Annotated in this window: 9 protein-coding genes and 1 pseudogene; all 10 read left to right on the top strand. The window is 70.5% G+C overall.

The features are described 5' to 3' along the window. Positions 1–12 precede the first annotated feature (12 nt). The 10 genes and pseudogenes from ACIBCK_RS33175 to ACIBCK_RS33130 all read left to right on the top strand — a co-directional run bounded on the left by ACIBCK_RS33175 (position 13) and on the right by ACIBCK_RS33130 (position 13,894). Complete coding sequence (locus ACIBCK_RS33175) at positions 13–702, top strand: SDR family oxidoreductase (RefSeq protein ID WP_399396248.1); 690 nt, start codon at positions 13–15, stop codon at positions 700–702. Between the two features lie 8 nt (positions 703–710). Continuing rightward, positions 711–1,694 carry a methionine synthase gene (locus ACIBCK_RS33170; RefSeq protein ID WP_399396339.1) on the top strand — a complete coding sequence of 328 codons (984 nt, stop codon included), beginning with the start codon at positions 711–713 and terminating at the stop codon, positions 1,692–1,694. A 30-nt stretch (positions 1,695–1,724) separates the two neighbouring features. Further along, a complete protein-coding gene (gene ligA, locus ACIBCK_RS33165; RefSeq protein ID WP_399396246.1) occupies positions 1,725–3,908 on the top strand; it encodes an NAD-dependent DNA ligase LigA in 2,184 nt (727 codons plus the stop codon). A gap of 249 nt (positions 3,909–4,157) precedes the next feature. Beyond that, a pseudogene (locus tag ACIBCK_RS33160) lies at positions 4,158–6,560 on the top strand (putative bifunctional diguanylate cyclase/phosphodiesterase). A 133-nt stretch (positions 6,561–6,693) separates the two neighbouring features. Then, positions 6,694–6,990, top strand: coding sequence for an Asp-tRNA(Asn)/Glu-tRNA(Gln) amidotransferase subunit GatC (gatC, locus tag ACIBCK_RS33155; protein WP_016642027.1), 297 nt, complete (start codon positions 6,694–6,696; stop codon positions 6,988–6,990). 5 nt (positions 6,991–6,995) lie between these two features. Continuing rightward, positions 6,996–8,501, top strand: a complete 1,506-nt coding sequence (gene gatA / locus ACIBCK_RS33150) for an Asp-tRNA(Asn)/Glu-tRNA(Gln) amidotransferase subunit GatA (protein WP_399396245.1) — start codon at positions 6,996–6,998, stop codon at positions 8,499–8,501. Further along, positions 8,498–8,740 (top strand): hypothetical protein, encoded by a 243-nt coding sequence (locus ACIBCK_RS33145; protein ID WP_399396243.1) that lies wholly within the window; start codon positions 8,498–8,500, stop codon positions 8,738–8,740. The genes gatA and ACIBCK_RS33145 overlap by 4 nt, the downstream gene beginning before the upstream one ends. A gap of 16 nt (positions 8,741–8,756) precedes the next feature. Further along, the gene (gene gatB, locus ACIBCK_RS33140; protein ID WP_399396241.1) at positions 8,757–10,268 is read left to right on the top strand and encodes an Asp-tRNA(Asn)/Glu-tRNA(Gln) amidotransferase subunit GatB; all 1,512 of its coding nucleotides are present in this window, start codon (positions 8,757–8,759) and stop codon (positions 10,266–10,268) included. Between the two features lie 95 nt (positions 10,269–10,363). After that, positions 10,364–11,659 carry an SLC13 family permease gene (locus ACIBCK_RS33135; RefSeq protein WP_399396239.1) on the top strand — a complete coding sequence of 432 codons (1,296 nt, stop codon included), beginning with the start codon at positions 10,364–10,366 and terminating at the stop codon, positions 11,657–11,659. Between the two features lie 129 nt (positions 11,660–11,788). Further along, positions 11,789–13,894, top strand: coding sequence for a phosphocholine-specific phospholipase C (locus ACIBCK_RS33130; protein ID WP_399396237.1), 2,106 nt, complete (start codon positions 11,789–11,791; stop codon positions 13,892–13,894). Positions 13,895–14,117: the final 223 nt, after the last annotated feature.

Genomic DNA, 14,117 nt, shown 5'->3' with positions numbered 1-14,117 from the left:
GACGATGGGCGCATGGCAACACATGTGATCACCGGGGCCGGCTCCGGCATCGGCGCGGCCGTCGCCCGCCGCCTCCACGCACGGGGCGACGCCCTCGTCCTGCACGCACGGGACGCGGGCCGGGCCAAGGAACTCGCCGCGCAGTTCCCCGGGTCCAAGACGCTCGTGGGCGACCTCTCCGACCCCGACAAGCTCTCCTGGGCGTTCGGCCACCAGTCGCTGCCCGACCGGGTGGACTCCCTGCTCCACATCGCGGGCGTGGTCGATCTGGGCCGGGTCGGCGAGCTCACCCCCAAGTCCTGGCGCCACCAGCTCAACGTCAACCTCATCGCCCCCGCCGAGCTCACCCGCCACTTCCTGCCCCAACTCCGCGCCGCCCAGGGCCACGTGGTCTTCGTCAACTCGGGCGCGGGCCTGAGCGCCCACGCCGACTGGTCCGCCTACGCTGCCTCCAAACACGGCCTGAAGGCGCTCGCCGACTCCCTGCGCGCCGAGGAGCACGCGGAAGGCGTCCGCGTCACCTCCGTCTACCCCGGCCGCACGGCGAGCGCGATGCAGGCCAAGGTCCACCAGCAGGAGGGCAAGGAGTACGACCCCTCCCGCTTCATCGACCCGGAGTCGGTCGCCACGACGATCCTGATGGCACTCGACCTGCCGCGCGACGCGGAGGTCAACGACCTGACGGTGCGGCCCGGACAGTGAACGCGTTCATGTGGGGCCCGGCCACCGGCATCGGGTCCATGCCGGGCGGCGACGCCCGCGAGGCCGCGAAGACCGTCACCGGCAGCTTCGACGACTTCCCGTATCTGGCCGAGCTGCCCGCGCGAGGGCCCGGCGCCGACATGATCGGACGGACCGCCGGAATGCTGGTCGAGCTCTACGCGCGCGTGGAGCCCAGCGGCTGGCGGATCGGCGACCGGCCGGGACGGGACACGCGCCGCGCCAAGGCGTGGCTCGGCGAGGACCTCGACGCCCTGGAGGAGTTCACCCAGGGGTACGAGGGACCGGTCAAGGTGCAGGCCGTCGGGCCGTGGACCCTGGCCGCCGCCCTGGAGCTGAGGAACGGCGAGGCCGCGCTCTCCGACCCCGGCGCCTGCCGTGACCTGGCGGGATCGCTCGCCGAAGGCCTGCGCGCCCATCTCGCGGACGTACGCCGCCGCATCCCCGGCGCCCAGATCGTGCTCCAGCTCGACGAGCCCTCGCTCATCGCCGTGCTGCGCGGGCACATCAAGACCGCGAGCGAGTACCGCACCCACCGCGCCGTGGACCGGCAGCTCGTGGAGAGCACCCTGCGGGAGGTGCTCGGCGTGCACGACGGGGCTTCCGTCGTGCACTCCTGCGCGCCGGACGTGCCGTTCGCACTCCTTCGCCGGGCCGGCGCCGACGCGATCTCGTTCGACTTCTCGCTGCTCACCGAGCGTGACGACGAGGCGATCGGTGAGGCCGTCGAGGGCGGCACGAAGCTCTTCGCCGGTGTCGTGGCGGGCGAGGAAGGACCATTGTCAGACCCTGCCGGTAGCGTCATGGGTGTCAGGACGTTGTGGCGCAGGCTGGGGCTGAATCCGGGGTCTCTCGCGGAGTCGGTCGTGGTCACTCCGTCGTGCGGGCTCGCGGGAGCTTCTCCCGCGTACGCACGCGCGGTGCTCGCCCACTGCGCCAGGGCGGCGAGATCACTCGCGGACAACCCTGAGTAATTGGGTATGACGTAACGGGAGGACGAAACGGTGGCTGTCGAACAGCAAGGCTCTGTGCCCGCCGAGGCACGGGATCAGCACGCCCAGCTGGCCGAACAGATCGAGGAGCACCGCTTCCGGTACTACGTGAACGACCAACCGGTCGTCAGTGACGCCGAGTTCGACAAGCTCCTTCGCTCGCTGGAGGCCCTGGAGGAGGAGTACTCCGAGCTGCGCACGCCCGATTCGCCGACCCAGAAGGTCTCCGGGGCGTACGAGACGGAGTTCACCTCGGTCCAGCACCGCGAGCGGATGCTCTCCCTGGACAACGCCTTCGACGACGAGGAGCTGGCCGCCTGGGCCGACCGCGTCGGCAAGGAGGTCGGCACCACCGACCACCACTTCCTGTGCGAACTGAAGGTCGACGGCCTCGCCGTGAACCTCACGTACGAGGACGGCAAGCTCACGCGCGCGGCCACGCGTGGCGACGGCCGCACCGGCGAGGACATCACACCGAACGTCCGCACCATCGCGGACATCCCGGTCCGCCTCAAGGGCGACAAGATCCCCGCCCTCGTCGAGATCCGCGGCGAGGTCTTCTTCCCGATGGAGAAGTTCGAGGAGCTGAACGCCCGTCTGGTGGAGGCCGGCGACAAGCCCTTCGCCAACCCGCGCAACGCGGCGGCGGGTTCACTGCGCCAGAAGGACCCGCGGGTGACCGCGACGCGCCCGCTGCACATGGTGGTGCACGGCATCGGCGCCCGTGAGGGCTTCGACATCGACTGCCTCAGCCACGCCTATGAGCTGCTGCACGCGTGGGGCCTGCCCACCGCCCAGCACAACAAGGTGGTCCAAGGCCTCGACGGTGTACGGGACTTCATCACGTACTTCGGCGAGAACCGCCACTCCGTGGCGCACGAGATCGACGGCGTCGTCGTGAAGCTGGACGAGATCCCGCTCCAGGGCCGCCTCGGCTCGACCTCGCGCGCCCCTCGCTGGGCGATCGCCTGGAAGTACGCCCCCGAGGAGGTCAACACCAAGCTGGTGAACATCCGCGTCGGCGTCGGCCGCACCGGCCGCGTCACGCCGTACGCGCAGGTGGAGCCCGTCACGGTCGCGGGTTCCGAGGTCGAGTTCGCGACCCTGCACAACCAGGACGTGGTGAAGAAGAAGGGCGTCTTCATCGGGGACACGGTCGTCCTGCGCAAGGCGGGTGACGTCATCCCCGAGATCCTCGGCCCCGTCGTCGACCTGCGCGACGGCACCGAGCGGGAGTTCGTGATGCCCGCCGAGTGCCCCGAGTGCGGGACGGCGCTGCGGCCGATGAAGGAGGCCGACATCGACCTCCGCTGCCCCAACGCCCGGTCGTGCCCCGCCCAGTTGCGCGAGCGCCTCTTCTATCTGGCGGGCCGCAAGAGCCTGGACATCGAGAACTTCGGGTATGTGGCGGCAGCCGCCCTCACCAAGCCCCTCGAACCGTCCGAGCCGCCGGTCCTCGACGAGGGCGACATCTTCGACCTCACCATCGAGCGGCTCCTGCCCATCAAGGCGTACGTACTGGATCAGGACAGCGGACTGCCCAAGCGGGACCCCAAGACGGGCGAGGAGAAGATCGCCACGGTCTTCGCCAACCAGCAGGGCGAGGCCAGGAAGAACGCCCTGTCCATGCTGGAGAACATCGCGGCGGCCAAGGAGCGCCCCCTCGCGCGCGTCATCACAGGCCTGTCCATCCGTCATGTGGGCCCGGTCGCCGCCGAGGCGCTGGCCCGCGAGTTCCGGTCCATCGAGCGGATCGAGCAGGCAACGGAGGAGGAACTGGCCGCCGTCGAGGGCGTCGGACCGACCATCGCCGCATCCCTGAAGCAGTGGTTCGAGGAGGAGTGGCACCGGGAGATCCTGCGTAAGTGGCGCGAGGCGGGGGTCCGCATGGAGGAAGAGGGCGGAGGGGAGGACGAGGGGCCGCGGCCCCTCGAAGGCCTCACCGTCGTCGTGACCGGAACGCTTGAGCACCACACGCGGGATGGCGCAAAAGATGCGTTGCAGAGCCGGGGCGCAAAGGTGACCGGTTCCGTTTCGAAGAAGACAGCTTTCGTAGTTGTGGGTGACAATCCCGGCTCGAAGTACGACAAGGCGATGCAGCTGAAGGTTCCGGTTCTCAACGAGGAAGGCTTCGCCGTCCTGCTGGAACAGGGACCGGACGCGGCAGCGGAAGTCGCGCTTCCGACCGAGGAGTAGCGGTTGAAGGCCACCCGTTCAGCGCATACCAGATGCATACGGGTGGCCGGGTCGCATTCGGGCAACCGTTGTGGACCGCTGCCCGTAGAAGCCTTCTGCGGCCTACTGTTGAGGTGTGCGCCTGCCGTGCCCCGCTGCGATTGGGGTATCCCCTGCTCACCGGGAGCACGGGGAAGGAGTTTCAGACGCGGCTGACTTCTGGAGCGAGTCCGCGTGGCGTGGGCACCGCCGGCTGTGAGAGGGACGGGAATGGAACCGACCGAGAGCGCCGCACCGGACTCCCGGCTGCGCGCGCGCCTGGGGCGCGGACCGGGCGCGTGGCTCAGCGGCCGCAGAGCGGCACGGGAGGCACGCGAAGCACGCGAAGCCGAGAGCCTGCGCCCCGCCCCGAGCACCGCAGTTGAGCGACGCGAACGCGCATGGAGCACCGTCGGCGGGTACGGCACACAGGAACTCGGCGTGGGCGAGACCTCGGGCGGCCGGGACGCGGGGCCCTGCTCCACCCAGGCCGGGGGCGAGGGACGGCGCAGGCCGCTGTGGCGCGGCGCCGAGGCACACGGCCCGGACGACGCGTCCGGCGAGCGCGACCCCTGGCCGGTGCTTCCGGTTGTCGTCGTGGCGATCGCCGCGGTGGTGCTCGGCACGGGCTTCTTCCACGCGTTCACCGGCCGGGGCGCGCTGTTTCCCTCCGGCACCGTCGGCTGGTCCCTCGCCGTCCTCACGGGCCTCATCGTCGGCCACCTCGTCGCGCTCGGCCGCGACCGCTGGTGGGGCGGCACGGGATCGGGCGGCGCGCTGACCGTCGCCGTGCTCCTGCTGTACGGCTGGGTGCCCGCCGGAATGGTCAGCCTCACCGTCGTCGTCCTCGTCGGCATCGCGCGCCGCCACCGCTGGCGCCAGGGCATCCTGCACGGCGCGGTCGACATCCTCGGCATCGGCGCGGGCGCGCTCGCCATGGCCGCGTTCGGCACCGCCCCGACGACGGAGTCGCCCTGGCTGCCCGAGACCTGGGACCTGTACTCCGCCCCCGAAGTGGCCCTAGCCGCCGCCGCTTACCTCGTGGTCACCCGCGTCCTGCTCTGGTACGTCCACGCGCCGCGCACCGGAGCCCTGCCCACCGTCACCCGCACGGCCCTGGTCCGGCAGGGTCTCGTCGGCGTCGCGCTGCTCGGCATCGCCCCGCTGATCTGCGTGGTCGCGGCCTCTACGCCCATCCTGCTGCCGCTCTTCGCGATCCCCCTCGTCGCGCTCGACTCGACGCTGTGGATCGCGCGGGCCAGGGCCGAGGAGCAGCTGCGCGACCCGCTCACCGGCCTGCCCAACCGCCAGTGGCTCCTCGAACGGACCTGGACGGCCCTCGACGACGCCGAGCGGATCGGGGCGCGGTCCGCCCTGATGCTGATCGACATGGACCGCTTCCGGTCGGTGAACGACACCCTCGGTCACCTCGCGGGCGACCGTTTACTGCTGCAGATCGCCGACCGGCTGCGGCTCGCCCTGCCGCGCGGTGCGGAGGCCGCGCGGCTCGGCGGTGACGAGTTCGCCGTCCTGCTGCCCGTCGCCGACTCCACGACGTCCGCCACCCGCGTGGCACGGTCCCTGGTCGCCGCCCTGGGCTCGCCCCTCGACCTCGACGGCCTGACGCTGGTCCTGGAGGCCAGCGCCGGTCTCGCCGTCTTCCCCGACCACGCCATGGACGCCGAGGGCCTGCTGCGCCGGGCGGACGTCGCGATGTACCAGGCCAAGCGCGACCGCACGGGCGTCGAGGTGTACGAGTCCAAGCGGGACTCCAACACCCCGGACCGCCTCGGCCTGTTGGGTGATCTGCGGCGCGCGCTCGACGCCGGTGACGTGGAGCTCCACTACCAGCCGAAGGTCCAGTTCGACGGACGGGTCGCCGGTCTCGAAGCGCTGGTGCGGTGGGTGCATCCCGAGCGCGGACGGGTGCCACCGGACGAGTTCATCGCCATCGCGGAGTCCTCCGGTCTCATGCCGCACCTCACGGAGTACGTCCTGGAGACGGCACTCTGCCAGGTGGCGAAGTGGCAGGCGATGGGCCTCAAGGTCCCCGTCGCGGTGAACGTCTCACCGCGTGACGTGCACACGCCCGGCTTCGCGGGCGCCGTCGCCGCACGCCTGGCCCGGCACGGGGTGCCCGCGGGAGCGCTCCAACTGGAGATAACGGAGCACGTCCTCCTGGAGGACCCGCAGCGGGCCGCGGACACGCTGGCAGGGCTGACCGGCCACGGAGTGAAGATGTCGCTCGACGACTTCGGGACGGGGTACTCGTCCCTGGTCCACCTGCGGCGGCTGCCGGTGAGCGAACTGAAGATCGACCGTTCGTTCGTGGCACGCCTGGCCGTGGACAACGAGGACGCGGAGATCGTCCGCTGCACGGTCGACCTCGCGCACTCCCTCGGCCTGCTCGTCGTCGCCGAAGGTGTCGAGGACGACGAGACGTGGGAGCGGTTGCGCGACCTGGGGTGCGACGCGGTGCAGGGCTGGCTGGTCGCCGCCGCGATGCCGCCGGACGAGACCACGGCCTGGCTGCGGGCCCGGGGTTCTCGCGGGTGGCGCAGGCCGGTGGACGTCGCGGCCGAGGAGGCGGCCGCCGCGGCTGCCGCCGAGGCCGGCGCCGACATCGCGAAGTAGCCGGGCCGCGGGCCCGCGGGGCCCGTGGGGAGGCGGCCGGGCTCCCGCGGAGGGAATGCGTTTCACGCGCACGGGGTGTGGCCCCATAGGATTGGGGCCACACACCACACACTCACCCCCAGAGGATCGCCGCATGCCTGGCATTACGCGCGAGGAGGTCGCCCACCTCGCCCGCCTAGCACGTCTTGAGCTGAAGGACGAGGAGCTCGACCACTTCGCCGGACAGCTCGACGACATCATCGGCGCGGTCGCCCGCGTCTCCGAGGTCGCCGACCAAGACGTACCGCCGACCTCCCACCCGCTGCCGCTGACGAACGTCATGCGCGCGGACGAGGTCCGTCCGTCGCTCACCCCCGAGCAGGCTCTCTCCGGAGCCCCGGCCCAAGAGCAGCAGCGTTTCAAGGTGCCGCAGATCCTGGGGGAGGACTAACCACCATGACGGACAGCAAGACCGACATCATCAGGCTCACCGCCGCCGAGATCGCCGCGAAGGTCGCATCCGGCGAGCTGACGGCCGTCGAGGTCACCGAGGCCCACCTCGCGCGCATCGAGGCTGTCGACGAGAAGGTGCACGCCTTCCTGCACGTCGACCGCGAGGGCGCCATCGCGCAGGCCCGCGCCGTCGACGCCAAGCGGGAGAACGGCGAGAAGCTCGGCCCGCTGGCCGGCGTCCCGCTCGCGCTCAAGGACATCTTCACCACCGAGGGCGTGCCGACCACGGTCGGCTCGAAGATCCTCGAGGGCTGGATCCCGCCGTACGACGCGACGGTCACCCAGCGCCTGAAGGCCGCCGACGTCGTCATCCTCGGCAAGACCAACATGGACGAGTTCGCCATGGGGTCCTCCACCGAGAACAGCGCGTACGGCCCCACCGGCAACCCCTGGGACCTCACCCGCATCCCCGGCGGCTCCGGCGGCGGCTCCTCCGCCGCCCTCGCCTCGTACGAGGCCCCGCTGGCCATCGGCACGGACACCGGCGGCTCCATCCGCCAGCCCGCGGCCGTCACCGGCACGGTCGGCGTCAAGCCCACCTACGGCGGCGTCTCGCGCTACGGCATGGTGGCGTTCTCGTCCTCCCTCGACCAGGGTGGTCCCTGCGCCCGCACGGTCCTGGACGCGGCCCTCCTGCACGAGGTCATCGCCGGGCACGACCCGCTCGACTCCACGTCCATCGACGCCCCGGTCCCCGCGGTCGTCGAGGCGGCGCGCAACGGCTCCGTACAGGGCTTGCGCGTCGGCGTCGTGAAGCAGTTCGCGGGCGAGGGCTACCAAGCCGGTGTCGTCCAGCGCTTCCAGGAGTCGGTGACGCTCCTGAAGGAGCTCGGCGCCGAGATCGTCGAGCTGGACTGCCCGTCCTTCGACCTGGCGCTCTCCGCGTACTACCTGATCGCGCCGTCCGAGTGCTCCTCGAACCTCGCGCGCTTCGACGCCATGCGTTACGGCCTGCGGGTCGGCGACGACGGCACGAAGTCCGCCGAGGACGTCACCGCGCTCACCCGCGAGGCGGGCTTCGGCGACGAGGTCAAGCGCCGCATCATCCTGGGCACGTACGCCCTGAGCTCCGGCTACTACGACGCGTACTACGGAAGCGCCCAGAAGGTCCGCACGCTCATCACGAAGGACTTCGAGAAGGCCTTCGAGCAGGTGGACGTGATCGTCTCGCCCGCGACGCCCACCACCGCCTTCCCGATCGGCGAGCGCGCCGACGACCCGATGGCGATGTACCTCGCGGACGTGTGCACCATCCCGTCGAACATGGCGGGCAACGCCGCCATGTCGCTGCCCTGCGGCCTCGCGCCGGAGGACGGCCTGCCCGTCGGACTGCAGATCATCGCCCCCGCCATGAAGGACGACCGCCTTTACAAGGTGGGAGCCGCCGTAGAGGCCGCCTTCGTGGAAAGGTGGGGTCACCCGCTGCTTGAGGAGGCACCGTCACTATGAGTCCCATGACTGCCAAGGCCCAGGGCTTCAAGAAGTCCAAGCCCGGCGCGTACCTGTCGATGGGCGCAACCGCCTTCGGCGCGATCTCGGTCGTCAAGCAGGCCAGGCTGGCCCGCAAGGAGAACGACACGCTCCGTCTCGTCGACGCTGCTGTCTCCGCCGCCGCCATCGTCACCGGTCTTGCTCTGCTCTATCGCGAGCTGAAGAAGCTCGGCGACGACGACGTCCTGCTGGGTTGAGAGGGAAAGTTTCACCGTGACTGTCACGACTGACCTGGTGTCGTACGAGGATGCCCTCGCGACGTACGACCCCGTCATGGGCCTTGAGGTCCATGTCGAGCTGGGCACCAAGACCAAGATGTTCTGCGGCTGCTCCACCGAGCTCAAGCAGGACGCCAACAGCCAGACCTGCCCGACCTGTCTCGGCCTTCCCGGCGCGCTGCCGGTGGTCAACGAGATCGGCGTCGAGTCCGCCATCAAGATCGGTCTCGCGCTGAACTGCGAGATCGCCGAGTGGTGCCGCTTCGCCCGGAAGAACTACTTCTATCCGGACATGCCGAAGAACTTCCAGACCTCCCAGTACGACGAGCCGATCGCCTTCAACGGCTATCTGGACGTCCAGCTGGAGGACGGCGAGGTCTTCCGCGTGGAGATCGAGCGCGCCCACATGGAGGAGGACACCGGCAAGTCCACGCACGTGGGCGGCGCGACGGGCCGTATCCACGGCGCCTCGCACTCGCTCCTGGACTACAACCGCGCCGGCATCCCGCTCATCGAGATCGTCACCAAGCCGATCGAGGGTGCGGGCGAGCGGGCTCCCGAGGTCGCCAAGGCGTACGTCGCGGAGCTGCGCGAGGTCATCAAGGCGCTTGACGTGTCCGAGGCCCGGATGGACAAGGGCCAGATGCGCTGCGACGTGAACCTCTCCCTGCGGCCGCACGGGCGCGAGGAGTTCGGTACGCGCTCGGAGACGAAGAACGTCAACTCGCTCCGTTCCGTGGAGCGTGCGGCGCGCTTCGAGATCCAGCGGCATGCCGCGGTGCTGAACTCGGGCGGCACGATCATCCAGGAGACCCGTCACTTCCACGAGGAGGACGGCTCCACGACGTCGGGCCGCATCAAGGACAACGCCGAGGACTACCGGTACTTCCCGGAGCCCGACCTCGTCCCCGTCGCCCCGGCCCGTACGTGGGTCGAGGAACTGCGTGCCGGCCTCCCCGAGATGCCGCGCGTGCGCCGTAACCGCCTCCGCGAGGAGTGGGGTGTCTCGGAGCACGACATGCAGTCGATCCTGAACGCCGGTGCGGTCGACCCCATCGTCGCCACGATCGAGGCGGGCGCCGACTCGGCGGCCGCGCGCAAGTGGTGGATGGGCGAGCTGGCCCGTAACGCCAACGAGACGGGCAGGGCGCTGGACGAGCTGCCGGTCACCCCGGTGCAGGTCGCCAGGGTCGCCGAGCTGGTCACCAAGGGCGACCTGAACGACAAGCTGGCGCGTCAGGTCTTCGAGGGTGTCCTCGCGGGCGAGGGTACGCCGGACGAGGTCGTCGAGAAGCGCGGCCTGAAGGTCGTCTCGGACGAGGGCGCGCTGTCCACTGCCGTGGAGGAAGCGATCGCCGGTAACCCCGGGGTGGCGGACAAGATCCGCAGCGGCAAGGTCGCGGCCGCCGGCGCACTGGTCGGGGCGGTCATGAAGGCCACCCGGGGTCAGGCGGACGCGGCCCGCGTCAAGGAACTGATCCTGCAGAAGCTGGGCGTGGAGGGCTGAGTCCTCTCGCCGGTACGGCCTGAACCGCCGCTTCGCGGCGGATCTTCCCCGCCCACCCACCCGATTGCCCCGGAGCGATCGAGTGGGTGGGCGGGGTGCTGTTCGACCCCCCGCCCACCGGGCCACGGAGCGTCCCCCTGAACACCGTCACCGCCGAGACCCTCTCCGTCGGCCTGCTGCTCGCCGTGCTCGCGTTCGCCGTCATACGGCCCAAGCAGTGGCCCGAGGCCGCCGCCGCGCTGCCCGCCGCCGGGATCGTCGTGGGGGTCGGGGCCGTCTCGCCGGAGCACGCGCTCGCCGAGGTGCAGAGCCTGCTGCCCGTGGTCGGGTTCCTCGCCGCCGTGCTCGTGCTCGCCCAACTCTGCGCCGACGACGGGCTCTTCGCCGCCGCCGGGGATCTCGTCGCCCGGCTCTGCGGCGGGCGGACCCGGGCGCTGCTCGGCGGGGTCTTCGGCGTGGCCGCCGCGGTCACCGCCGTACTCAGCCTCGACGCCACCGTCGTCCTGCTCACGCCGGTCGTCTTCGCCACCGCCGCCCGCGTCGGCGCGAGGCCGCGGCCGCACGTCTACGCCACCGCCCACCTCGCCAACTCGGCCTCGCTCCTGCTCCCCGTCTCCAACCTCACCAACCTCCTCGCCCTCACCGCCAGCGGGCTCACCTTCACCCGGTTCGCGTTCCTGATGGCGTTGCCCTGGCTGGTCGCCATCGGGATCGAATACCTCGCCTTCCGGCGGTACTTCGCCGCCGATCTGGACGCGGGTGCCGAAGAGGCCAAGGAGGTCGAACCGACCCCCGTACCGGTCTTCACGCTCGTCGTCCTCGGGCTCACGCTCGCCGGGTTCGTCGGCACCTCGCTGGTCGGAGCGGAACCCCTGTGGGCCGCCCTCGCCGGGGCCGTCGTCCTCGCGGGCCGTGCGCTGCTGCGACGCCGTACGAGCGCCACCGCACTCGTCCGCTCCGCGAGCCCCCTCTTCTGCCTGTTCGTCCTCGCGCTCGGCATTGTCGTCAAGGCGGTCGTCGACAACGGCCTCGGCTCCGGCATCGAGTGGCTCCTGCCGGACGGCGCCTCGCTGCCCGCGCTGCTCGCGATCGCGGGCCTCGCCGCCGTACTCGCCAACCTCATCAACAACCTGCCGGCGATCCTGGCGCTGCTGCCCGCCGTCGCGCCCGCCGGGCCCGGCCCCGTCCTCGCCGCCCTGATCGGCGTCAACATCGGCCCGAACCTGAGTTACGTCGGCTCGCTCGCCACGCTGCTGTGGCGCCGCATCCTGCACGAGCACGGCACGGACGCCGAGTTGGGCACCTTCACCCGCCTCGGCGTGCTGTCCGTGCCGGTCGCGCTGGCGGCGTCGACCGTCGCGCTCTGGGCCGGGCTGCTGATCGGCGCCTGAGCCCCGGGCATGCGTTCATACCGACTTCGTCCCCAAGTCTTCACAGCGAAACCAGACTTCACTACCGTCCCGGCCGAGCAGGTCAATGGATCAGCGGAGAACCATTGACCGTCGACTGGAGGTCGTGACGTGTCCCCGGAGATTTCCCGCAGGCGACTGATGGCGGTCGGCGGTGGCGCACTCGGCGCCGCCGCCGTCGGATCCTTCCTGCCCCCGTCGTTGCAGCAGGCACTGGCGCAGGACCGGCACAAACCCGGCAGCGGCGGGCTCGACTCGATCGAGCACGTCGTCATCCTGATGCAGGAGAACAGGTCCTTCGACCACTACTTCGGCGCCCTGCGGGGCGTACGCGGCTTCGGCGACCGCAACGCCATCCGGCTCCCGAGCGGGAAGTACGTGTTCGAACAGCCGGGCGTGCTGCGCACCGTCATGCCCTTCCCGGTCCGCGAGGCCGCGGCGGCCCAGAAGAAGGACCTGCAGTACATCGGCGCCCTCGACCACTCCTGGAGCGGCGGCTTCAAGGCCTGGCACGACGGCTGGACGGACGGCTGGATCACCGCCAAGACCGCGGCGACCATGGCGTACTACACGCGCGACGACATCCCGCTGCACTACGAACTCGCCGACACCTTCACCGTCTGCGACGCCTACCACTCCTCCATCCACACCTCCACGAGCCCCAACCGCAACCACCTGTGGAGCGGCAAGACCGGCTTCGAGGCGGATGGCAGCCGCGCCGTCGAGAACGACGCCTACGCCGAGGGCACGCACCCCGGCTACGACTGGGGGACCTACGCCGAGCGCCTGGAGAAGGCGGGCGTGAGCTGGCAGACGTACACCGAGTGGGAGAACTTCACCGACAACCAGATCGAGTTCTTCACCACCTTCAAGGCCATCGCCCGCAAGGTCCTCGCCCAGACCGGCCTCACCTTCATGGAGGCCTTCTACGCCAAGGTGCGCGACGCCAAGGACGACGCCGAGCGCGCGAAGCTGCTCGCCACCCTGGAGGAGGGGGTCGCCACCCTCACCAAGAAGGAGAAGTCGCTCTTCGAGCGCGGTCTGCGGCGCGTGCCCACCGGCAAGCTCGCCGAGGAGTTCGCCAAGGACGTCGCCGGCGGCAAGCTGGCCAAGGTCAGCTACCTGGTGCCGTCCGCCGTGGACTCCGAGCACCCCAGCGTCTCCTCGCCGATCCACAGCGCGACCATCGTCTACAAGGTCCTGGACGCCCTCGCCTCGCACCCCGAGGTCTGGCGGCGCACCGCAGTCTTCATCAACTACGACGAGAACGACGGCTTCTTCGACCACGTCCCGCCGCCCGTGCCCGGCACGGACTCTCCCGAGGACCAGGAGGAGCGCTGGGAGGGGAGGCCGACCGGCCTCGGCGTCCGCGTCCCCATGCTCGTCGTCTCGCCCTGGACCGTCGGCGGCTACGTCTGCTCGGAAGTCTTCGACCACACCTCCGTCGTGCGCTTCCTGGAGAAGTGGACCGGCATCAAGGAACCCAACATCAGCGCCTGGCGCCGCAAGGTCACCGGCGACCTCACCGGCGCCTTCGACTTCCGGCGCGGCCACCGGCAGCCCGAGGTGGAGCAGCCCGGCGCCATCCCGGAGTTCAGCGGCCGCTGGTCCCCGCAGCCGCCCCTGAAGCAGTCGATGCCGGTCCAGGAGCCGGGCACGCGCCGCGCCCGCCCGCTGCCCTACCAGCCCGACGCATACGTGAAGCCGGGGGAGAGCGGTGCTCTCTCGGTGCGGCTGCGCAACGGAGGGCCCTCCAGCGCGCACTTCGCGCTCTACCCGTACGCCGGTGAGTTCACGGCCCCGCAGCACCAGGACGTCGTACGCCAGGGCTCCTGGACCGTTCCGGCGCCCGAGGACGCGTACGCCTTCACGATCACGGGACCGAACGGCTTCCGGCGCGAGTTCGCGGGCGGCAAGGGCGGCGGCGCGCAACTGGCCTCCGCGATCACCCGCCGCGAGCTCCACATGACCCTGGCCAACCGGGGGCGCAAGGAGCTCGTCTTCACGGTCGAGCCGGTCGGATACGTGGACGAGGACGACGTCAGGAAGCGGACGCGGATCGTCCGGGTGAAGGCGGGCAGCAGCCGCACGCTCGCCTGGCGGACGGACGACGAGCACGGCTGGTACGACGTCGAGGTCACGGCCGCGGGCGAGCCCGCCTTCCGGCGGCGCCTGATGGGGCACATAGAGGACGGACGCGCGAGCGTATCGGGCTGAAGCCCTCACGTCTCAGGGTGTGAACTTCTCAGGGTGTGCGAGGTCCGGGTGGGGCCTCGTACACCCTTTGTGCTCTTGTGAGGTAACCCACGAACCGGACCAACGATCTCCAGGTCCTGTCAAAGTGTCCTTGGCGCTTATGTCATCGCTCATACGTTCTTTGCGGGCTGTTCAGGTCATTCAAGACGGTTCCCGATAAAGATCCACGAATCACATCAGGGAG

The sequence above is a fragment of the Streptomyces sp. NPDC051218 genome (genome assembly GCF_044455475.1).
Lineage (GTDB): Bacteria > Actinomycetota > Actinomycetes > Streptomycetales > Streptomycetaceae > Streptomyces.
The sequence above is the reverse complement of the archived record's forward strand: the minus strand, read 5'-3'. Positions and strand labels throughout refer to the sequence as shown.

What these genes read in the sequence shown, in the direction of transcription:
- ACIBCK_RS33175 (WP_399396248.1), top strand. Translation starts at nt 13, where the DNA reads ATGGCAACACATGTGATCACCGGGGCCGGCTCCGGCATCGGCGCGGCC.
- ACIBCK_RS33170 (WP_399396339.1), top strand. Translation starts at nt 711, where the DNA reads ATGTGGGGCCCGGCCACCGGCATCGGGTCCATGCCGGGCGGCGACGCC.
- gatC (WP_016642027.1), top strand. Translation starts at nt 6,694, where the DNA reads ATGCCTGGCATTACGCGCGAGGAGGTCGCCCACCTCGCCCGCCTAGCA.
- gatA (WP_399396245.1), top strand. Translation starts at nt 6,996, where the DNA reads ATGACGGACAGCAAGACCGACATCATCAGGCTCACCGCCGCCGAGATC.
- ACIBCK_RS33145 (WP_399396243.1), top strand. Translation starts at nt 8,498, where the DNA reads ATGAGTCCCATGACTGCCAAGGCCCAGGGCTTCAAGAAGTCCAAGCCC.